The organism is Candidatus Palauibacter sp., from assembly GCF_965213655.1.
Taxonomy (GTDB): Bacteria; Gemmatimonadota; Gemmatimonadetes; order Palauibacterales; family Palauibacteraceae; genus Palauibacter.
Map to the genome: position 1 here is coordinate 1,006,191 of NZ_CBDBZT010000003.1, position 20,654 is coordinate 1,026,844.

20 protein-coding genes are annotated in these 20,654 nt (G+C 67.7%); all 20 read right to left on the reverse strand.

All coding sequences use genetic code 11. The features are described from left to right. Positions 1–783 (reverse strand): Nif3-like dinuclear metal center hexameric protein, encoded by a 783-nt coding sequence (locus ACOOGH_RS06705; RefSeq protein WP_420448182.1) that lies wholly within the window; start codon positions 781–783, stop codon positions 1–3. A gap of 5 nt (positions 784–788) precedes the next feature. Next, positions 789–2,324: a glutamine-hydrolyzing GMP synthase gene (gene guaA, locus ACOOGH_RS06710; RefSeq protein ID WP_420448183.1), complete on the reverse strand. Its 1,536-nt coding sequence runs from the start codon at positions 2,322–2,324 to the stop codon at positions 789–791. A gap of 16 nt (positions 2,325–2,340) precedes the next feature. Further along, positions 2,341–3,636: a histidine--tRNA ligase gene (gene hisS / locus ACOOGH_RS06715; protein ID WP_420448184.1), complete on the reverse strand. Its 1,296-nt coding sequence runs from the start codon at positions 3,634–3,636 to the stop codon at positions 2,341–2,343. Positions 3,637–3,679: 43 nt separating this feature from the next. Next, the gene (locus ACOOGH_RS06720; RefSeq protein WP_420448185.1) at positions 3,680–4,072 is read right to left on the reverse strand and encodes a BrxA/BrxB family bacilliredoxin; all 393 of its coding nucleotides are present in this window, start codon (positions 4,070–4,072) and stop codon (positions 3,680–3,682) included. Then, a complete protein-coding gene (locus tag ACOOGH_RS06725; protein WP_420448186.1) occupies positions 4,038–5,429 on the reverse strand; it encodes a bifunctional folylpolyglutamate synthase/dihydrofolate synthase in 1,392 nt (463 codons plus the stop codon). Before ACOOGH_RS06725 ends, ACOOGH_RS06720 begins: the two co-directional genes overlap by 35 nt. Further along, on the reverse strand, positions 5,423–6,259 hold the full coding sequence (gene accD / locus ACOOGH_RS06730; RefSeq protein WP_420448187.1) for an acetyl-CoA carboxylase, carboxyltransferase subunit beta: 837 nt from the start codon (positions 6,257–6,259) through the stop codon (positions 5,423–5,425). The genes ACOOGH_RS06725 and accD overlap by 7 nt, the downstream gene beginning before the upstream one ends. Beyond that, a complete protein-coding gene (gene rodA, locus ACOOGH_RS06735; RefSeq protein ID WP_420448188.1) occupies positions 6,260–7,474 on the reverse strand; it encodes a rod shape-determining protein RodA in 1,215 nt (404 codons plus the stop codon). It lies immediately after the preceding gene. Then, on the reverse strand, positions 7,471–9,309 hold the full coding sequence (gene mrdA / locus ACOOGH_RS06740; RefSeq protein WP_420448189.1) for a penicillin-binding protein 2: 1,839 nt from the start codon (positions 9,307–9,309) through the stop codon (positions 7,471–7,473). The genes rodA and mrdA overlap by 4 nt, the downstream gene beginning before the upstream one ends. A 10-nt stretch (positions 9,310–9,319) precedes the next feature. Next, positions 9,320–9,781 (reverse strand): hypothetical protein, encoded by a 462-nt coding sequence (locus ACOOGH_RS06745; protein WP_420448190.1) that lies wholly within the window; start codon positions 9,779–9,781, stop codon positions 9,320–9,322. Beyond that, on the reverse strand, positions 9,778–10,671 hold the full coding sequence (locus tag ACOOGH_RS06750; RefSeq protein ID WP_420448191.1) for a rod shape-determining protein MreC: 894 nt from the start codon (positions 10,669–10,671) through the stop codon (positions 9,778–9,780). The genes ACOOGH_RS06745 and ACOOGH_RS06750 overlap by 4 nt, the downstream gene beginning before the upstream one ends. A 27-nt stretch (positions 10,672–10,698) precedes the next feature. Beyond that, on the reverse strand, positions 10,699–11,733 hold the full coding sequence (locus ACOOGH_RS06755; protein WP_420448192.1) for a rod shape-determining protein: 1,035 nt from the start codon (positions 11,731–11,733) through the stop codon (positions 10,699–10,701). Positions 11,734–11,915: 182 nt separating this feature from the next. Next, positions 11,916–13,031 carry an alanine dehydrogenase gene (ald, locus tag ACOOGH_RS06760; protein WP_420448193.1) on the reverse strand — a complete coding sequence of 372 codons (1,116 nt, stop codon included), beginning with the start codon at positions 13,029–13,031 and terminating at the stop codon, positions 11,916–11,918. Positions 13,032–13,053: 22 nt separating this feature from the next. Further along, on the reverse strand, positions 13,054–14,394 hold the full coding sequence (locus tag ACOOGH_RS06765; RefSeq protein WP_420448194.1) for a M16 family metallopeptidase: 1,341 nt from the start codon (positions 14,392–14,394) through the stop codon (positions 13,054–13,056). A 23-nt stretch (positions 14,395–14,417) separates the two neighbouring features. After that, positions 14,418–16,514, reverse strand: a complete 2,097-nt coding sequence (locus ACOOGH_RS06770; RefSeq protein WP_420448195.1) for a polyribonucleotide nucleotidyltransferase — start codon at positions 16,512–16,514, stop codon at positions 14,418–14,420. A gap of 286 nt (positions 16,515–16,800) precedes the next feature. Beyond that, a complete protein-coding gene (rpsO, locus tag ACOOGH_RS06775; protein ID WP_420440798.1) occupies positions 16,801–17,064 on the reverse strand; it encodes a 30S ribosomal protein S15 in 264 nt (87 codons plus the stop codon). Positions 17,065–17,145: 81 nt separating this feature from the next. Continuing rightward, positions 17,146–17,334, reverse strand: a complete 189-nt coding sequence (locus ACOOGH_RS06780; protein ID WP_420448196.1) for a hypothetical protein — start codon at positions 17,332–17,334, stop codon at positions 17,146–17,148. Then, positions 17,331–18,452: a hypothetical protein gene (locus ACOOGH_RS06785; RefSeq protein WP_420448197.1), complete on the reverse strand. Its 1,122-nt coding sequence runs from the start codon at positions 18,450–18,452 to the stop codon at positions 17,331–17,333. Before ACOOGH_RS06785 ends, ACOOGH_RS06780 begins: the two co-directional genes overlap by 4 nt. Then, positions 18,449–19,369, reverse strand: a complete 921-nt coding sequence (locus ACOOGH_RS06790; protein WP_420448198.1) for a bifunctional riboflavin kinase/FAD synthetase — start codon at positions 19,367–19,369, stop codon at positions 18,449–18,451. Before ACOOGH_RS06790 ends, ACOOGH_RS06785 begins: the two co-directional genes overlap by 4 nt. Beyond that, on the reverse strand, positions 19,366–20,280 hold the full coding sequence (gene truB, locus ACOOGH_RS06795; RefSeq protein WP_420448199.1) for a tRNA pseudouridine(55) synthase TruB: 915 nt from the start codon (positions 20,278–20,280) through the stop codon (positions 19,366–19,368). Before truB ends, ACOOGH_RS06790 begins: the two co-directional genes overlap by 4 nt. Next, complete coding sequence (rbfA, locus tag ACOOGH_RS06800) at positions 20,270–20,626, reverse strand: 30S ribosome-binding factor RbfA (RefSeq protein WP_420448200.1); 357 nt, start codon at positions 20,624–20,626, stop codon at positions 20,270–20,272. The genes truB and rbfA overlap by 11 nt, the downstream gene beginning before the upstream one ends. Positions 20,627–20,654: the final 28 nt, after the last annotated feature.

Sequence of the window (20,654 nt, forward strand, 5' to 3'; positions counted from 1 at the left end):
TCAGAGGCCGGTGGGCACGTCGAAGAAGATGTACTCCACCCCGAAATGCTCCGCGGCGCACTCCGCCAGGGCCCGGATACCGAGCGTCTCGGTCGCGTAGTGACCCGCATAGATCACGTTGATCCCGAGTTCCATCGCCTCGTGGTACGTGTGATGGTTCCCCTCCCCCGTGAGGAAGGTGTCGGCTCCCGCCACTCCGGCGGCCTCGATCATCGAACCCGCGCCTCCCGTGACGATGGCGAGCCGGGATACGCGCCCGGGGCCCCCGTCGATCACGATGGGGACGCGTCCGCACACGACCTCCGCACGAGCCGCGAGTTCACCGAGCGAGGTGTCGATCGCGCCGATGACGCCGATCCCGTCGTTCCCCTTGAAGGACCCGAACGGTTCGATGTCCCGGAGGTCGAATTCGGCGGCCAGCAGGACGTTGTTTCCGATCCGGGGATGCGCGTCCAGCGGGAGGTGCGCCGAGTACAGCCCCATACCGCTTTCGACGAGCCGCCGGAAGCGCTCGTAGGCGGGGCCGACGAGTGGACGCACACCACCCCAGAACAGTCCGTGGTGGACAAGCAGGAGGTCGCACCCGGCTTCGGCGGCGAGATCGATGGTGGCCTGACAGGCGTCCGTCGCCGCCCCGATGCGGACGACCGGGCGGCGTCCGTCCACCTGTAGCCCGTTGAGGGCGAAGGGGTAGTCCTCGATCTCGTCCACGCACAGGTAGTCATCAAGCCACCCTGCAACTTCGCGGCACCGTGCGCCGTCCGGGGCACGGGATCCCACCACGCCGGCTACTCCCACTCGATCGTGGCGGGGGGCTTCGAGGACACGTCGTAGGTCACGCGGTTCACCCCCTTCACCTCGTTGATAATGCGGTTTGAGATGCGCCCGAGCACGTCGTGCGGGAACTGGAACCAGTCGGCCGTCATTCCGTCGAGGGAAGTGACCGCCCGTAGCGCGACCACGTTCTCGTACGTCCGCGCATCTCCCATGACGCCGACGGACTGGACGGGCAGCAGGACGGCGAACGCCTGCCAGATCTCATCGTAGAGCCCGGCGGCGCGGATTCCGTCCAGGTAGATCGCATCCACATCCCGCAGCGTGTCCAGCTTCTCGCGCGTCACGTCGCCCAGAATGCGGATGGCAAGGCCTGGCCCGGGGAAGGGATGACGCCCGACGATCTCCTCCGACAGGCCCAGTTCGCGGCCCACCGCGCGCACTTCGTCCTTGAAGAGTTCCCGCAGGGGTTCGATGAGTTCGAACGGATGGTCCGGCCGGAGTCCGCCCACGTTGTGATGAGATTTGATCTTCACCGATGGCCCCCACACCGAGACGGACTCGATCACATCGGGGTACAGCGTTCCCTGCACGAGAAAACGCGCGTCCCCGTGCCGGCCCGCCGCCTCCTCGAACACATCGATGAAGGTGTGGCCGATGATGACCCGCTTCTCCTCGGGTTCCTCGACGCCGGCCAGGCGCTCGATGAAGAGGTCAGCCGCGTCGACGACCTCCAGCCGCATCCCCATGTGTTCACCGAACACCCCCTCCACGGCGTCGCGCTCCCCTTTTCGCAGCAGGCCCGTGTCGACGAAGATGCAGGTGAGCTGGTCCCCTACCGCCCGCTGCACGAGGGCCGCCGCCACGGAGCTGTCGACGCCGCCGGAAAGGCCCAGGATCACTTCACGATCTCCCACCAACTCGCGGACCGCGGTGAGCTGATGATCGATGATGTTCGCGGCGTTCCAACTCATCTCGCAGTCGGCGATCTCGAACAGGAAGTTCCGCAGCATCTCCCCGCCCCGCGTCGTATGAGCGACCTCCGGATGGAACTGCACCCCCCAGATCCGCCGTTCTTCGGACCGGATCGCGGCGATGGAGTTCTCCGTGGTCGCCGACACCTCGAAGCCGGGGGGAAGCGAGTGGAGGGAGTCGCCGTGGCTCATCCAGACCTGTGTGGGCTCGTCGTCGGCGAATCCGTGGAAGAGAGGGTCCGTCGACCGAACCTTGAGCTCCGCCCGCCCGTACTCGCGGCGCTCGGCCTGCTGCACCTCTCCCCCGACGAGATCCGCGACGAGCTGCATTCCGTAGCAGATCCCGAGAATCGGGACGCCCATGGCGAGGGTCTCGGGCTGGGCGGTGGGTACGCCTTCGTCGTACACGCTCGCCGGTCCTCCGGAGAGGACGATGGCCGCCGGGTCGTAGCGGCGGACCCATTCCGGGCTCCGCGTCGGCGGGTGCACCTCGCAGTACACGCCCTCTTCGCGAATGCGACGCGCGATGAGCTGGGTGAACTGTGATCCGAAATCGAGGATGAGTACGCGACTCACCGCACCGCCTCCCCTCTCACTCGCCGGACGGTCGCCCGGTCAGGGTTTCGATCGCTACTTCCCGTTCCTCGCCCGAGGCCATGTCGCGAAGTACCGCGACGCCCCGCGCCGCCTCCTCCGGCCCGAGCACGATCGTGCGCTTGGCTCCCGCCTGGTGGGAGGCCTTGAACTGGCGTCCCACGCCGCGCGAGCGGAGGTCGTACAGCACCCGTCGTCCCTGATCGCGGAGGGCGCGGGCCAGGCCGAGGGCCAGCGGGCGCTCGGCATCGGAAACACATACGAGGTAGTCGTCCACGGGGCGCGCCGCAGGGGGCACGAGCCCCCGGTCCCTGAGCAGTTCCGTGAGGACGACATCCCCCATGCCGAAGCCGAGGGCCGGCATATCCACACCCCCCAGCGCCCTCAGAAGGTCATCGTAGCGGCCGCCCCCGCAGATCGCGCGCAGTTCCCCCCGCCGATCCCAGATCTCGAACACGGTCCCCGTGTAGTAGGCGAGTCCGCGGACCAGGCCCGCATCGAATCTGAGGAATTCGGCGAAACCCGCGGCGCCCAGATGCGCGAACACGGTGGACAGTCGCCCGGCCGCCTCGCCGATCGCCTCGTTGCCTCCGTGCGCCGCCGTCAACTCTTCGAGCGGAAGTCCGAGAGCCCCGAGAAGGCGTGCCGCAACATCCACGTCCAAACCCGTGGCGGCCAGCCGCGCCCGGACCCCGTCCTCTCCCTCCTTCTCAAGCCGGTCGAGGGCGCCGAAGACTGCGACATGGTCTTCCGCAGCGATCCCGTGCGCGTCGAGGAGCGCCCCGATGAGACGCCGGTCCGAGATCCGGACCACGATGTCCGCGGGCCCCAGGCCGAGTTCCCGCAGCGCGTCGATACCCGCGCTGATAATCTCCGCGTCGGCGAGCGGGTTCGTCTCGCCGACGATGTCCATGTTGAGCTGGAAGTGCTCGCGGAGCCGACCCCGTTGCGGCCGCTCGTAGCGGAAGAGCTGCGGGATCGAGAACCAGCGCACCGGCTTCGGGAGCCCGCTGGCACGGGTGGCGATCATGCGCGCGAAGGTGGGCGTCATCTCGGGCCGCAGCGCCACGCGGCGCCCACCCTTGTCCTCGAACTCGTACAGCTGGCCTACGATCTCTTCGCCGGACTTCCGCGTGTAGAGTTCGAGCGCCTCGAGCGGCGGCCCGTCGTATTCCCTGAATCCGTAGCGGGCGCCGACGCGCCGCCAAGCCGAGAAGATGTGCCGGCGGAGGGCCAGCTCCTCGGGAAAGAAATCTCGAAAACCGGGCAGGCCGCGGATGTCCCCGGAACTCACGGCCGGAGGAGCGCCCGCAGCCCGCGGCACGAACCCCTGGTGACTAGCTCGCCGCGCAGTATTGGTCGTACGCCTTCGTGAGATCGGCCGCGATGTCCTGCGCGTACCGGCCCTCGATCTGGTGCCGCTCGAGCATGAATTGCAGCTCCCCGTTCGAAAGCAGCGCGAGGGACGGGGAGGAGGGCCGGACGCCGGCGAAGTACTCCCGCGCTCGCGCCGTCGCCTCCACATCCTGGCCCGCGAAGACCGTGACCACGCGATCGGGCTGCGTCCCGTGACCCATGGCCATCGCCACGGCGGGTCGGGCATTGCGCGCAGCGCAGCCGCACACGGAGTTGACGACGACGAGCGTCTCCCCGTCGGCCGCGAGGGCCTCGTCAACGTCGACCGAGGTCCGAAGCTCACGCACGCCGAGGCGGGTGAGTTCGTCCCTCATCGGTTGTACCAGTCTGGGATCGTACAGCATCTCTAGTCTCCTTTCCTCTTTGTCGTACGCCGGCGAGTGCCGGTAGCGCCCGAGCCTCGCCCACGGTATATGCGGATCCTGTGACCAATAGCGTTCCCGCACCAGCGAGGCTGAGGCCCCGGGACACCGCCTCGGCCACGTTCCGGCACACGGTCGCCTCGAAGGCCCGCTCACGCGACAGCCACGCCTGCGCACCGGACGGGTCCCACCGCCTCTCCGCGGGGATGGCGGATCGAGTGAGAATCATAGCGTCGCTGTCAAGCGCGAGCCGGGCCAGTGCTCCCTTCCAATCCTTGTCGGCCAGCATCCCCACCACGGTGACGAGCGGGCGCGCGACCGACACCTCGACGAGCGTCCCGCAAAGCGCTTCGATGGCCGCGGGGTTGTGCGCGATATCGAACACCACACCCGGCCGGCCGTGCCCCAGGGGCCGGACCTCGAAACGGCCGGCCAGGCGCGCCCGCGCAACGCCGCGGCGCACGGAGCGCGCGTCCGGGGCGTAACCCGAACGGTCCAGCAGAAGGAGGGCCAGAGCCGCGTTGTCCGCCTGGTGACGGCCCGGAAGGCCGGTCGCGAGTTGCAACCCGCCGGGACGCGCCTCCGAGACGTATTGGAAGCGCATCCCCCCGAAAGCACGTCGCGCCTCGACCTCCGACACCCTTGCTTCCCTTCCGAGGCGCGCGACCGGTGAGCCAACACCCCGCGCGATTCGCTCGAGTGTTGCGAGCGGCAGTGGGTCGATTCGGCCGAGGCAGGCCGGAACTCCCCGCCTGAGGATCCCGCCTTTCTCCCTCGCGATCGCCTCCGGAGTTTCGCCGAGCCATTCCGTGTGGTCGAGGCCGATCGGGGTGATCGCCGTTCCGGCGGGGCGCAGCACGTTCGTCGCGTCGAGGCGGCCGCCGAGGCCGGTCTCCACGACCGCCACCTCCACGCCGCACTCCGCGAAGCAGGTGAAGGCAAGCGCCGTGGCCACCTCGAAGTACGTACAGGCTTCGGCGGCCCTGCAGCCGAGGACCCGGGAGGCCGCCGACTGAAGCGCGGACTCCTCCACCCACGCGCCGTCAATCAGAAACCGCTCCCGCACATTGGCGAGGTGAGGCGAGGTGTAGAGGCCCGTGCGCGCGCCGCCGTCCTCCAGCATTGACGCCGCGAAGCGGGCCGTCGACCCCTTGCCGTTCGTGCCCGCGATGTGGAGGGCGTCGAAGCTGCGTTCCGGTCGCCCCAGCTCTGTCAGGAGCGCTTCGATTCTGTCGAGGCCCCAGCGGATCGTGGTGACCGGACGGCGGTCGAACAGGGCCGCGAGGGCGTCCCCGTCCCCTGTCAGCACATGTGATCCAGAAGGCCCGCGAGCGCGCCGCGCATCTCGGGGCGCGGGACGATGCGGTCGATCATCCCGTGCTCCTCGAGGAACTCCGCCGTCTGGAATCCCTCCGGAAGGTCCTGCCGGATCGTCTCCTTGATCACCCGCGGGCCGGCGAAGCCGATGAGGGCGCCGGGTTCCGCGAGAATCACGTCGCCCAGCATCGCGTACGATGCGGTAACGCCGCCCGTGGTCGGGTTCGTGAGGATGCTCACGTAGGGGATGCCGGCACCCGCCAGCTGTTCGAGCGCTGCCGCCGTCTTGCCCATCTGCATGAGGGAGAGGATCCCCTCCTGCATCCGCGCCCCCCCGGAAGCGGAGATGATGACCAGCGGCACTCGCCGCTCGAAAGAGCGGTCGGCGAGACGCCGGATCTTCTCGCCTACGACCGACCCCATGGATCCGCCGATGAAGCGGAAGTCCATGGTCCCGAGGTGGACCTCTCTACCTCCGATCTCGCCGCGCCCGGTGCGAATGGCATCCTGATCACCGCCTCGCTGCTCCGCCTGCGTGACGCGTTCGGCATAGCTGCGCGAATCGACGAACCCGAGCGGGTCGGCGGAGCGCAGGTGCCCATCGTAGAGTTCCGTGAGACCTCCGCCGTCGAGCAGCATCGCCTCGTAGGACTCCGCGGTGATGCGAAAATGATGGCCGCAGTTCGGACAGACGTGGAGATTCTCCTCCAGCCGTCCGCTGTAGAGGATCTCACCACAACCGGCGCAACGATCCCACACGTCGCCCGGAAGCTCACGCTTCTGTGAGACGAGCTTTCGCTTTGGTTTGCTGAACCAGGACACTCAGGCCTCCCAGGCTACGCGCTGCACCATTCCGAAGCCCGCGTAGAGAACGAGCAGGAAGCTCCCTCCGTAGCTCAGGAGCGGCAAGGGCAGCCCCGTCACGGGCATCATCCCGACCGTCATCCCCAGATTCACCGCGATGTGCGTTAGAAGGACCGCAAAGAGGCAGAACGCGATCAGGCTGCCGAACTGATCCTCGGTCGTTGTTGCCACGCGAAGCACGCGCCAGAGCACGAGGGCGAAGATCACCAGAAACAGCATCACGCCGATGAACCCGAACTCCTCCCCCACGACGGAAAAGATGAAGTCCGTATGCTGCTCCGGGAGGAAGGCGAGCCGCTTCTGCGGGCCGTTGGCGAACCCTGCGCCGATGAGTCCGCCGGACCCGATGGCGACCTTCGACTGGATAAGATGCCAGCCGGCACCGAGAGGATCGATCTCCGGATCCAGGAAGACGAGGAGACGGTTCCGCTGATAGTCGGCGAGCGAATCCCATATGCGGAGCGTGAGCGCGCCCGTGAACACGTTGGCGAAGAGCACGCCCAGGGACTCCAGGATGAAGAGGCGCTGCACGTACAGGCAGGCGGCGACGATGAGGAACCAGAGGCCCCACGCGATCCAGTTGAAGCCGAGCAGGAGGCTGAGTCCCGGGGACGCTACCAGGAAGATCCTGGACAGCGGGACGCCGGCCCAGAACAGGGTGGCGAGGAAGAGTGCTCCGAAGATCATTGCGCTCCCGAGGTCCGGTTGCCGCAGCACGAGAGCAAACGGGACGAGCGCGATGACGCCGGGTCTCCACAGTTCCACCAACCGCTCGTACCCCCCCGGCGCACCTCCCATTACGCTCGCCAGCATAAGGATCGTCCCCAGCTTCGCGACTTCCGCCGGCTGCAGTCGCCCGGGGCCGAGTTCAAGCCAACTCCCGTTCGGGCCTGTTCCGATGAAGAGGACGAGGACGAGGAGGAGCACAGAGAGTCCGTAGATCCACGGCGCAAGCCACTCTAGGAAACGCAGCGAAAAGCGCGAGGTCACGCCCAGCGCGACGATGGCCACGACAAACCAGTACAGCTGGCGAACCCAGATGCCGGTGGCCGGCGAGCGGATGTCGACGAGTCCGGCCGAATAGATCATCGCGATCCCGAGGGCCGTCATGAACAGGATCAGCACAAGCAGCGTCGGATCGCCCACTCCGGGGATCCGCCGGTGGGTGCTCAACCGCCCGCGTCCACCGGCGGCGCTTCCACGGGACGGACGCCGGGCGTTTCCTCCGGCGGCAGGCCGAGCTTCTCGAGATGACGGTCCACGATCCGGGCGGCGAGCGGCACGGCCAGCGAAGGGGCTCCGTCCGGGTGCCCATGCTCCACGATCGCCGCGACCACGATGCGCGGATCGTAGGCGGGCGCGAAGCCCACGAACCAGGAATGGGGCGGGCCGTGCGGGTTCTGGGCCGTGCCGGTCTTCCCGGCCAGGGTCCAGCGGGCGAGGCGGCTGCCGTACGCGGTGCCCCCGGGTTCATTCACGACACGCGCCAGCGCGTCCACGAGTTGGTCTCGCTGGAGCTCGGGGAGATCGAGCGTCCAGTCCGCCCGCTGCTGCGCGAGCGTCTCATCCCGTACCAGGTGGGGTTTGACGGGTGCCCCCCCCGTAGCCAGCGCCGCGTAGAACTGGGCCATCGAGAGCAACGTCTGCGCGTTTTCTCCCTGCCCGATCGAGAGGTTCCACACGACGGCCTCCGTCCAGCCTCCAGGCCCCAGCCGGTCGTCGTACCACTCCCTGGAGTCGGGGAAGAGACCTTGCGTCTCGGACGGAAGGTCGATGCCCGTCCTGCGTCCGAACCCCAATGCTCCCACTCCCGCGAGGATGGGATCGAGGCCGATCCGCTGTCCCGCCTGGTAGAACCAGACGTTACACGAATGCTTGATCGCTTCGGAAAGATTCAGGCGGCCGTGTCCCCTCGCCAGCCAACAGCGGAAGTAGCGGGTCTGGTACATGAGCCCGCCCCCACAGGTATGCGTGTGGTACGTATCGAGCGCGAGGTCGCCCCTCTTCATGCCTATGGTGGACATGACGAGCTTCCACGTGGATCCCGGCGGATAGGAGGCCATGGAGACGCGGTCGAGCATAGGCTTGTCCGGGTGATCGCGGAGAGCGTTCCACACATCCAGCGGAATGCCGCCGATGAACGCGTTGGGGTCGAACGTGGGGTAACTGTAGTGAAGGAGCACCTCGCCGTTGGTGGGATCGAGCGCCACGACGGCGCCGCGCATGCCCTCCGGAAACGCCGAGTCGGCATAGACCTGCAGGTCGAGATCGATACCCAGATGCAGGTCCTCGCCAGGCACCGACGCCTGAGCCTGGGCGATACCCAGATCCCGCACGATCGTACCGAGAGCGTTCACTTCCGCGTAACGGATCCCGTTCCGCCCGGCCAGCCTGTGCTCGTACTGCTCCTCCAGCCCCCCTTCCCCGATCGACTGGCCGGACACGTAGCCCGTGTACTCGGGCCGAGCCAGTTCCTCCTGGCTTATCTCCCCCACGTATCCGATCAGGTGTGCGGCCGAGGGCCCCGCCGGATAGCGCCGGCGCGGCCTCTGATCCACGACGACGCGGCGAAACCGGGGCCGACGCTCCTCGATGAAGGCGACCTGCTCAAAGGTCGCGTTCTCGCGCACAACCAGGGCCTCGTTGGGCCGATCCCGATTGCGGGCGAGCAGCTCGGCGCGCCGCTCGGGCGACAGCTCCAGCCGCTCGGCGAGACGATCGAGTTCCGCGGCGATGGAGTCGCGGGGACCGGGCAGCATCGACACGTCGTATCCGGGCACGTTGTCCGCGATGGCCCGCCCATACCGGTCGTAGATGGTCCCGCGTGGTGCCGGAACCGTGATGGTACGCAGCCGATTCTCGCTCGAACGGAGGGTGTACAGCTCTGCCCTGAAGATCTGGAGATTGACGAACCCCGCCGCGACGACCGAGAGGCAGAAGAAGATCGCGCCGGCCGCCCAGCGGCCTCGCGTTCTCCGGATCAGGCGGTGTCCGTTGTCGCCCTTCACATCCTCCCCCTCACCTCGTAACCGCCGATACCAGCCCTCCGGTGGCCCAGCACACAGCCATCGTCAGCGCTGCCGATCCGATGGCGTAGACGAGCAGCGCGCCCGCCGACAAATCTCCGGCGACGAAGAGCGTGACCGCGATGCGCAGGAACCACGTTCCGAAAAAGACGAAAGCGGGCGTAACCCGGTCCGAGTCCGAGTAGATGAGGTGCCGCACCCAGCCCACGAACGCTCCCGTCAAGGAGAAGAGTAACATCGTGAGGCCCATCGCTCCCAATGAGATCGACGCTTCCAGGAGGCCGATCACGCACCCGAAGACCGCGGCCCGCCCCCATCGCAGCTGCATCGAGCCCAGAATCAGCCCTCCGGCGACAAGGTCCGGTCCGACCGGCCAGCGGCTCCAGAGCGGATGCAGTGCGAAGTGCAGGACGAGCAACAGCACGGCAACGAGCCATTTCCCGGCCGGGCTCATCGACCGACCGAAGCCGAGTCCACCGGCGCGGGGGCGGGTTCCGCCGGCGCGGACGCTGTGTCCGTTTCGATCTCGGCCGGCAAGGCCGGACGATTCCATACGAACACATCTCTGACCTCTTCCGGACGGACGGCGGGCTCGACGACAAAGCGCTTCATCCAGCCGGCCTCCGGCTCGTCGGGTTCACGGACGTGCCCCACCGCCACTCCCGGCGGATAGACGCCTGCAATTCCCGTCGTGACCAGCAGAGTCCCCACGGGGATGTCCGCCTGGAAGGGCGCGCCCTCGAGGAGGAGCACCGGTTGCCCTCCGTCCGCGCGCAGCGGCCGCACGAGGCCCGACACGCCGCCGTCCTCGGTCAGGACGCTGACCCGGAAGTCGGGATGGCTCCAGAACTCGCCCCGCCCCCCGCGCCCGTGGGGAACTCTGACCACACCGACCAGCCCGATCCCGGTGAAGACGCCGACGGGAAACTCGCGACCGCGAAAATCAGGTCCCGACAACACGAACAGATCCGGGTTACCCACATAGGGACGCCCGGGGTATACGACTGCCGGCGCGACCGAGCCCGCGGGGAGCGCCGGCAAATCCTCCGCCGAAGGTCCATCCTCGACCGGCGCCGCGCGGTCCCGGTAGCGCAGGAGGAGTTCCGTGAGGGAATCACGCTCCGCCAACAGGCCGTCGACCCGGCTCTCGACCTGTCCCCGCTCCGCGGCGAGGCGATGGAGGAGCAGGAAGGGGTAGAGTGCTGTTGCGCGGACGGCGGACTCCACCTGGCTCTGATGAGCTCGCGACAGGCCGGCGGCGATCCCGCTGAGAATGAGGGCGAGGGCAAAGAAGACGACATCGAGGAGCCTGCGACGCGGCGGCCGGACGCCCTGATAACTCACGGCCGGCGATTCAGGAGGGTCTCGGCGTCAACTTGTGAGGACTCCACGATACCGTCCGAATTCCTCGAGGATCTTGCCACAACCCCGAACGACGCATGTAAGCGGCTCCGCGTCGACGTGGATCGGGAGCCCCGTCTCCTCGCCGAGCAGCGTATCCAGACCTCGCACGAGCGCGCCTCCGCCCGTCATGACCACCCCCCGATCCACGATATCGGAGGCGAGTTCGGGCGGCGTGATCTCGAGCGCGCGCCGTACCGCGGCCACGACCTGCTGAATCGGCTCCTGGAGGCACTCGCGGATCTCGGCCGAGTGGACCCGCACCGTCTTCGGAATGCCCGAGACAAGGTCCCTGCCCTTCACGAGCATCTCCTTGTCGTCGTCCGTGGGATAGGCCGATCCGATCTGGATCTTGACGGCTTCCGCAGTCGGCTCGCCGATGAGGAGGTTGTAGTTCTTGCGAAGGAAGGAGACGATCATCGAATCCAGTTCGTCGCCTCCGACCCGGATCGACGTGTCCGCGACCGACCCGGAAAGCGCGATCACCGCGATCTCGCTCGTCCCTCCCCCGACATCGATGATCATGTTGCCCGTGGGGGTCTCGACCGGCAGTCCAACGCCGACGGCGGCAGCCATCGGCTCAGCCACCATGTAGACTTCCTTGGCGCCGGCCGCATGGGCGCTGGACCGGACGGCCCGGCGCTCGAGTTCGGTGATTCCGGACGGTACGCCCACCACGACAAGAGGCCGGATCTTGAAGAACCGCGTGGTCATCACTTCCTTGAGGAAGTAGCGGATCATCATCTCGGTGATGTCCACATCGGCGATCACGCCGTCCTTCAGCGGCCGGACGGCTTCGATCCCGCTTGGCGTACGGCCGAGCATGCGCTTGGCTGCGAGGCCAATCCCTTCGATACGTCCGGTATCCTTCCGCACCGCGACGACCGACGGTTCGTTGAGGACGATGCCCTCGCCTTCCACGTGTACGAGCGTGTTCGCGGTCCCCAGATCCACACCGATCTTGCTGATCGGCAGGAAATTGCCCCGCAGCGACCACTTTCCCATCTACGAGGCCGCCCTTCCGGGCTGGCTCGACATCAGTGGGCTGAAGGACACGGGCGGGACACCTCCAGGGCGGCGAATCGTACCGGATCCGGGCCGGTCAGGGTGAAGGACGCAGCAATGTAAAGGCAGTATCGGACACACGAAAGTCGCTCCGGGACTCCTCCGGGATCGGCTTGCCGGGCTTACGCCGACAAGTCCCCGAGAGGCGTGTACTCGAGGTTGAACGCCTCCGCGACGGCCGCGTAAGTAACCCGTCCGCCAGCGATGTTCACGCCCAGCGCGAGGTCCCGATCTTCCTCGCACGCTGCCGCCCACCCGCGATTCGACACCTTCAGGACGTAGGGGAAGGTCGCGTTCGTCAGGGCAAGCGTGGACGTCCTGGGTACGGCCCCCGGCATGTTCGCCACGCAGTAGTGGATCACGCCGTGGACCGTGTAGGTGGGATCGTTGTGCGTGGTCGGTCGCGCGGACTCGACACAGCCTCCCTGGTCCACCGCCACGTCGACGATCACCGAACCGTCCTTCATCCGTCGCAGGTCGTCGTGCCGCACGAGTTTCGGCGCCTTGCCGCCGGGGACGAGCACAGCACCGATGACGACGTCCGCGCGTTCGATCTGCTCGAGAATCGAGTGGCGGTTCGAGTAGAGCGTGTCCACATTGGCGGGCATGACCTCGGCCAGATACCGGAGTCGCGGAAGACTCACGTCGAGGACCGTCACGTGGGCCCCGAAGCCCGCCGCGATCGTCGCGGCGTTCGCACCGACGACGCCCCCTCCGAGGATCACGACTTCGGCCGGGAGCACCCCCGGCACGCCGCCGAGGAGAATCCCGTACCCGCCGGCGATCCGCTCGAGGTTCTTGGCTGCCTGCTGGATCGCCATGCGCCCCGCCACCTCGGACATCGGCGTGAGGAGCGGGAGTTCGCCGGTCGGGAGCTGGACCGTTTCGTAGGCGATCGCGACGCAACCGCTCTCCAGCGTCCGACGCGTGAGCTGCTCGTCCGCCGCGAAGTGGAAGTACGTGAAGATGACCTGGTCGGCCCGCATCCGGTCGTACTCGGGTTCGATCGGTTCCTTGACCTTCACAATGAGCTCAGCCTGGTCCCAGACCTCGTCCGCCGTCTCCAGCACCTCCGCGCCCGCGGAAACGTACCTGTCGTTCGGAAAGCCGCTGCCGAGTCCCGCGTCGCGTTCCACGTACACCTTGTGTCCGGCCGCGACAAGGGCAGTCGCGCCGGCTGGAATGAGGGCCACGCGATTCTCGTCCGTCTTTATCTCCTTCGGTACGCCAACGATCATTTCGTTCGCTCCAGGGGGATGCTCAGGTTGCGTCGGTTGCGGCTCGGGCCCGCGCGGGGACGGGCGCCAACTCGAGGGTCGCGAGACGGTCCGGCAAGAAGTACGCGGCGGCTTCGAGACACTGTGCATGGCCGACCGCGTCGATCTTCGCGGCCACCTCGTCCAGGCTGCGGTACTCATGGCCGTACAGGGCGACTCCGGCAAGCCGGTTCATTCGGCTTGCGGGCGATTCGAGCGAGATCAGGAACTGTCCCTTGAGCTGACTGCGGGTATCGTCCAGTTCCTGATCCGTCAATCCGTCCCGTGCCAGGCAGGCCAGTTCCTCCTCCAGCGCCTCTCGCGCATCGCCCGCCGTCTCGGGCCGGGTCCCGACGTAAGCGCCGACGTGTCCCGCCTGCGCGTAGAATCCGTGAAAGCTGTACACCGCGTAGGCGAGACCGCGCTCTTCACGGATGCGCTGGAAGAGCCGCGAACTCATTCCGCCGCCGAGAGCGGTCGCCGTGACATGGATCGCGTATCGAAGGGGATCGCGGTACGGAACGGAAAGCCCTCCGGTCACGATGTGTGTCTGGCGGCCGCCCTCGCGCCGCATCCGCCGGAAGCCGCCTTCCCCGACTGGAGCGGGCGGGTCAGCCGGGGCGGAGGCGCGGACCCGCTCGGGAAGCCAGCGCGCCAGCCCGTCCACGAGAGCCTCGTGGTCCACGGCTCCCGCAGCCGCCACGACCACGTTCCCCGGCCGGTACGCGCGGTCGTGCACCTCCGCGAGAGCCGACGCGGAGAGCGCCCGCACCGACTCCCGGGTGCCGAGGATCGGCTCGCCATACGGATGCCCACCGTACAAGGCGCGTGCGTGCTCCTCGAACGCGATGTCTTCCGGCACTTCCGCGGCGGCAGCGATTTCTTCGAGCACGACCTCGCGTTCCACCTCGAGGTCCTGCTTGAAGAGCCGCGGGAAGAAGGTGAGATCGCACAGCACATCGAGCGCCGTGGCGAGAGCACCCGCCGGCACGCGCGCCTGGAAGGCTGTGAACTCGTGAGTCGTATACGCGTCGAGCGCGCCCCCGAGCCGTTCCAGTTCCCATGCGAGATCGCGCGCGGAGCGCCGGTGCGTCCCCTTGAAGACCATATGCTCGAGGAGGTGGGACACGCCGCCCTGCTCGGCGTCTTCGTGTACGCGGCCCTGCCGCACCCAGAAACCGACGGCGACGGAGCGCACGGAATCCATGCACTCGGTGAGCACGGTGGGCCCGCGCGGCAGGCAGGTGCGGTACACGTCCCGGTCGAGGCGGTCGGAACTCCCCGTCGGTACGGACCGTTCACCTACGGCGGTGAGCGGCCGCAGGTCCCAAGCCGGCCCGCGCACGCGCGGGCCGGGACGCGACGTGGTCAGGCCTGTTCGACGGGGGTGAGCGCCGCGCGACGCGACAGCTTGAGGCGCCCGCGGTCATCCACGGCGAGCAGCTTCACCTTCACCTCATCGCCGGGGCTCACCACGTCCTCCGTCTTCGCGGTGCGCCCTTCCTCGAGTTCCGAGATGTGGCACAGGCCCTCGACCCCCGGAATGATCTCGACGAAGGCGCCGAAGTCCGTCGTGTTCTTTACGACACCGCGGTAGACGCGTCCGACCTCCGGCTCCTGGACGATGCCCTCCACCATTTCCCGCGCATGCTGCGCCTGCTCGCCGGAAGGCGCCGCGATCGTGACGGTGCCCGAGTCGTCGATGTTGACCTCGGTGCCGGTCTCCTCCTGGATCATGCGGATCGTCTTCCCCTTCGGGCCGATGACCTCGCCGATCTTCTGGGGGTTGATCTGCACAGTGACAATCCGCGGAGCGTGCGGAGACATCTCCTCGCGGGCCGCGTCCAGCGTCTCGTTCATCGCCCGCAGGATCTGCAGCCGGGCGTCGCGCGCCCGGGCCAGCGCCTCTTGCAGCGTGTCGACGGAGAGCCCGTCTGCCTTGATGTCCATCTGGACCGCGGTGATCCCGCGCTCGGTCCCGGCGATCTTGAAGTCCATGTCGCCGAGCGCGTCCTCCACGCCGAGAATGTCGGTGAGGATCTCGACCTGGTCGCCCTCCTTGATGAGCCCCATCGCGATCCCCGCGCACGGAGCGCGCATCGGAACTCCGGCATCCATGAGGGAGAGCGATCCGCCACAGACGGACGCCATCGAACTCGACCCGTTCGACTCCAGAATGTCCGACACGACGCGGATCGTGTACGGAAAGTCCTCATAGGCCGGGAGGAGGGGCTGAAGCGCGCGCTCCGCGAGCATGCCATGCCCCGTCTCGCGACGGCTCGTCCCCCGGAACATCCTCACCTCGCCCGTCGCAAAGCCGGGGAAGTTGTAGTGGAGCATGAACGACTTGGAGGTCTCTTCGCGGACATCCACGGAGTCGATGCGCTGCTCGTCCCTCACGGTGCCCAGCGTCGCCACCGCCAGCGCCTGCGTCTGCCCGCGCGTGAAGAGCGCCGAGCCGTGCGTACGCGGCAGCAGGCCGACATCGCATGTGATGTCGCGAACGTCGTTCATGCCGCGGCCGTCGATCCGTTCGCCGTCCTCCAGGATGCGGCGGCGCATGGTCTCTTTCTCGAGTTTGCGGAGCGCCGCGCGGACATCGCCGGAACAATCCGGGTGGTCCGCCTCGAGCCGAGCCGCGACCTCTTCGCGCAGAGCAGACAGGCCGCGTCCGCGCTCCTCCTTGTCGGCGAGCCTGAGGAGGTCTCCCACCCGTCCGGCCGCCAGATCCGTGACCTTCTCCACCACTTCGGGGTCGGGTCCGACGGGTTCGTACTCGAACGTGTCCGGGCTTCCGGCCATCCGGACCAGCTCGCGCTGGATCCCGATCAACTCGACGATTGCCTTCTGCCCCACCTGCATCGCTTCGAGGAATTCGTCCTCGTCGGCCTCCAGACACGCGCCCTCGACCATCACGATCGAATCCTCGGAGCCGGCGACGACGATCTCCAGGTCGCACATCTCGAGCTCGTCGAAGGTCGGGTTGACGAGCCACTCGCCGTCGCGCCGGGCGACCCGGACGCCGGCGATGGGTCCGTCCCACGGGATCGGGGAGAGGAGGAGAGACGTCGAGGCCCCCAGCATGCCGATGACGTCCGCGTCGTTCTCCTGGTCCGCGGAGATGATGAAGCAGACGACCTGGGTGTCGTTGCGGTAGTCCGCGGGGAAGAGCGGCCGGAGGGGCCGATCGATCTGCCGCGCCGAGACTGTCTCCTTGTCGCCGGGCCGGGTTTCCCGCTTGATGAACCCGCCGGGGAACTTGCCGGCGGCGTAAGTCTTCTCCCGGTATTCGACCGTGAGAGGGAAGAATGGGAGGTGCGTCGGCTTCCGGTCCGCCGTGGCGGTGACCAGCACGGCGGTCTCCCCGTACTGCACATAGACGGCGCCATCGGCCTGGCGGGCCATCCGGCCCGTCTCGAGGATCAGAGGCCGTCCGTAAAACTCGGTTTCAATTCGGTGTGTCATTCTTTTTCTTCTCTTCTTCTTTCGAGTGTGGCGTCGCGGGGTTCCGCGCGCCGCGTCCGCCTTTGACGAGGCCGGACGCTCATGGTGTGTCTTCTCAACCTTGCATCAGCTTCTTCGATTCAGTGCCCCGAGCTGGCAGCCCGCGGCAAGAGCCCCGCTGCATTCAAGCGGCGATCCATCCCGCCGCTGGCGGCGACCCGGATCGATACGAGGGAAGGAAGGCGGGGGGCCCGACAGAGCGGGCCAGGAGCGGCGGAGGCTGAACGATGGAGAGCAGGACGGCGCCTCAATGGCGTAGCCCAAGCTCCTCGATGACCGTTCGGTAGCGGTCGAGATCCGTCCTGCGAAGGTAGTTCAGCAGGCGACGACGACGGCCGACCATCTTCAGCAGTCCGCGGCGGCTGTGGTGATCCTTGGGATGATCCCGGAAGTGCCCGGTCAACTCTTCGATGCGGGCCGTGAGCAGTGCGATCTGCACCGGAGCCGACCCCTGGTCGTTCTCGCGCCGCGAGAACTTTTCTATGATTCCCTGCTTTGTTGTCTTTTCCACGTCTCTCTATTGTCTCTCGATCCGTCGCCCCGCTTCAACCATCCGGACGACCGGGAGAGCGGCGAATCCCGCTCCACCGCTTCATATACAGTCCAGAAAAGTAGAATCGGCAGGCGTCTCTGTAAAGGTACGTCGCCACTCGGTCTTCGGATTGACCGCTAGCTCACAGGGCGGCGAGAAGCGCGGCGGCACTTCCGCATTACCGAATCGCTTGGCGAAGCCCTCCGCCGCGAAGATCGGCTCGACCATGTGCGAGAAGGCCGTGCTCACATCCCCGGCTCGACCGAGGAGGGACAGCCGCGGCCGGAGAGCACGGGCTCGAAGATGACGGCGCGGGCGATGCCCCCCTCTTCGCGCACGCCGAACAGTAGCGCGTCGTCTCCCGTACCCCTCAGCGCCCCATCGCGACGTGAGCGCGCGATGAGCCGTCCGCTCTCCGGATCGATGACGTCAAGCATGGTGTCGAGGAGGCGATCGAGTTCGAGCGGCGAAGGCGCCGCACCGGCGCCCGCCTCCCAGTCTTCGTCGGCGACCCAGGTGCCGGCCCACAACAGGCCCCGGTCAAAACGCAGACTGATGACGATGGAGGGAGCGGGCGCGGTGACGGGCGCCCCCGGTTGCGGCGGCCCCGGGTCGAACCAGGCGGGCTCTCCGACCAGGCGCGTGAGCGGCCCGCCATCCTGCGCCGGATCCCAGGCCTCGAACCCGTATTCCCCGGCCCGGGTCGTCCATACTCTGCGCTGCCCGTCCAGGGCGACGGGCGCGCGGAAGAAATTCACGACCCACGAAGCGACAGGCACGGTACCGAGGCTCGCGAGCCGGACCCCGTCGCTGCCGACGATCTCCGTCGTCGCACTGAGTGCATCGTCGAACTGGCCGAACCCCGAGACGGCATGGCGTTGCCCGGCGGCGAGCGTCACGAAATCGAGTCCGTGCAGGCTTCGAATATCCGTCGTTTCAGGGAGTCCCTCATTCGGTGGCAGGTGCGTGATGCGGCGGTTGACCAGGTCCAGGATTCGCAGGCTGCCATCGGACCCGGGACGAATGCGCCCCGGGACACGATACTCGCCGGGCCCGTCTCCGTTCCCTCCAAGGACCTCCAGGAACGCGCCAGCCGAGTCGAAGAGGAGCAGTTCCCCGCGGTTCTCCACGCTCGCCACGATGTAGTCGCCCTCCGCCGTTCTCGTGATTTCCGGACGACTCCCGATCGTCCCCGGGTCTCCGGGCGCACCGAGACGAAGGATCTCGCGGAGCTGGACCGTGCACTCTCCCGCTTCCTCGGTAATGGGCAGGAACGATTGGGCAAGCGACGATGACGGGATGCCTGCGCTGACAACCAGTGCGATGAGCCACGGATACCTCGTCTCTGTCATCGGCCGGCCGCTCATGTCCGCATCTCCCTGAAGTAGTCGCGGCCGTCCGCCAGGTCCCGCTGCATCTGGGCGACGAGATCGTCCCCGGACGCGAACGACCGCACCTCGCGCAACCTGTGGAGAACGTCGACGACCACGCGCTCGCCGTAGATCTCGCGATCGAAATCGAGGAGGAAGAGTTCGATGGCCGGCGGAGAGCCGGCGAACGTCGGCCTCGGGCCGAGGTGCAGCAGCCCCTCCAACCGTTCGGAACCCAGCGTCGCGCACACGGCGTAGATGCCCTCGGCCGGCACGAGCTTCTCGGGAGGCGGAGAGGTGAGGTTGGCGGTCGGGAAGCCGAGCGTCCTGCCCCGTCCCAACCCCCGGATCACGGTCCCGCCGAACGAATACGGGCGCCCGAGGCCCGCCGCTGCCCCTTCCATGTCGCCCGAGGCCACAGCCCGCCGGACGCGGGTGGAGGATACGGCGGACCCGTCCGCCTCGACGCCCCCGACGACCGAGACCTCGAACCCGTGGATCCCGCCCAGCCGCTCGAGCACGGAGACGTCTCCGCTGCGCCCGCGCCCGAACCCGTGGTCATACCCGATCACGACCTCCGCCGGGCGGAAGCGCGGGACGATGATGTCCTCGACGAACTTCTCGGGAGAGTAGCGGGACAGCTCCAGCGTGAAGGAGATGAACGCGACGTAGTCCAGGCCGAGTTGGGCGAGGATTTCCTTCTTCTCGTCGGGCAGCGTGAGGAGCGGGGGAGCAGCTTCGGGGCGAACGACGCGGAGGGGATGGGGGTCGAAGGTGATGAGCGCCGTGCAGCCGTTTCGCGCTCGTGCGCGATCCCGAACGTCTCGCAGGATAGCCTGGTGGCCGAGGTGGACGCCATCGAACGTCCCCATGGTGACGATGGTACCCCGGACCTGCGGCGGGAGACCGCTCACGCGGCGAACACCTTCTTCGGATAGAGGCGACCGTCGCGTCCTTCGGCGATGGCGACGAGCCTGTCGGAGGCGCACAGCGCGACCGACTCGACGGGGGAAGCCCCGGGGTCGCCCGCGCTCCCCGGGGGACGCAGCACGTTCCCCTGCTCGACCGATCTTCCGTACCGGATCTCGTCCCGTTCCGCGTCGGTCACTTCGCGCCGGGGCACCCAGGGGAGGGCGGCCATCCCGGGGCGCCAGGCAGAGGACGCCGAGGTCACCGCTTCGGCCACCGCTTCCGGCGATGCCGCTTCCTCTGCCTCGAAGGGGCCGATCGCCGTGCGCCGCAGCGCCGTCAGGTGTGCTCCGGGTCCCAGATCCCGCCCGATATCGCGAGCCAGCGCGCGCACATAGGTGCCGGTGGAGACCCGTGTACGGAAACGGATGCACGGCAGGTCGACCTCCAGCACGATGATCTCGTGGATGGTCACCTCGCGCGCCTCGAGCTCGGGGCGCACGCCGCGCCGGGCCAGCGCGTAGGCGCGCTCGCCGCCGGCCCGGCGCGCCGAGTAGGTGGAGGGCACCTGTAGACCGGGGCCCCGGCGAGCCGCGAGCGACGCCTCGATCGTCTCGGCGTCGAGGTCCCGCCAACCGGCATCCTCCGACACGGTCGTTCCGGTGAGATCGTCCGTGTCCGTCTCCCGTCCCAGCATCATCGTCGCCTCGTACGCCTTCGCCAGGCCATGGTACAGGTCCGCGAGACGCGTGAACGGCCCGACAAGTGCCAACAGAAGCCCGGTGGCGAAGGGGTCCAGCGTCCCGGTGTGGCCGACCCGCCGCACGCCCAGCGCCCGTCGGAGTCGAAGGACGATGTCGTGCGAGGTGGCTCCGGCGGGCTTGTCGACCAGGAGCAGACCTGCTTCAGTCGCCACGCGGCCCCTCTTCCTCTCGAACCTGGCGCAACAGCTGTTCAATGCGGCTCGCGTGCTCCGGCGTCTCGTCGGAGAGAAAGCGGAATTCCGGGATCTTCCGCAGCCGGAGCGATCGGCCAAGTTCCCGTCGTATGAACCCCACCGCGTGTTCGAGGCCCTCGATTCCCTCCTCCACGTCGGCGTCCGAGCGAATGTAGACGGTGGCGAACGAGAGATCCTTCGTCGCACGCACTTCGGTCACGGTCACGCCGTCGAGGCGCGGATCCTTGAGCGATCCGAGCAGCAGGCGCGTGAGTTCGCGCCTGAAGAGTTCGCCCAGCCGTTCACTCCGGTGACGGTGGGTCATGCCCTCCCCCGCGCCTGGCGGTCGGCCC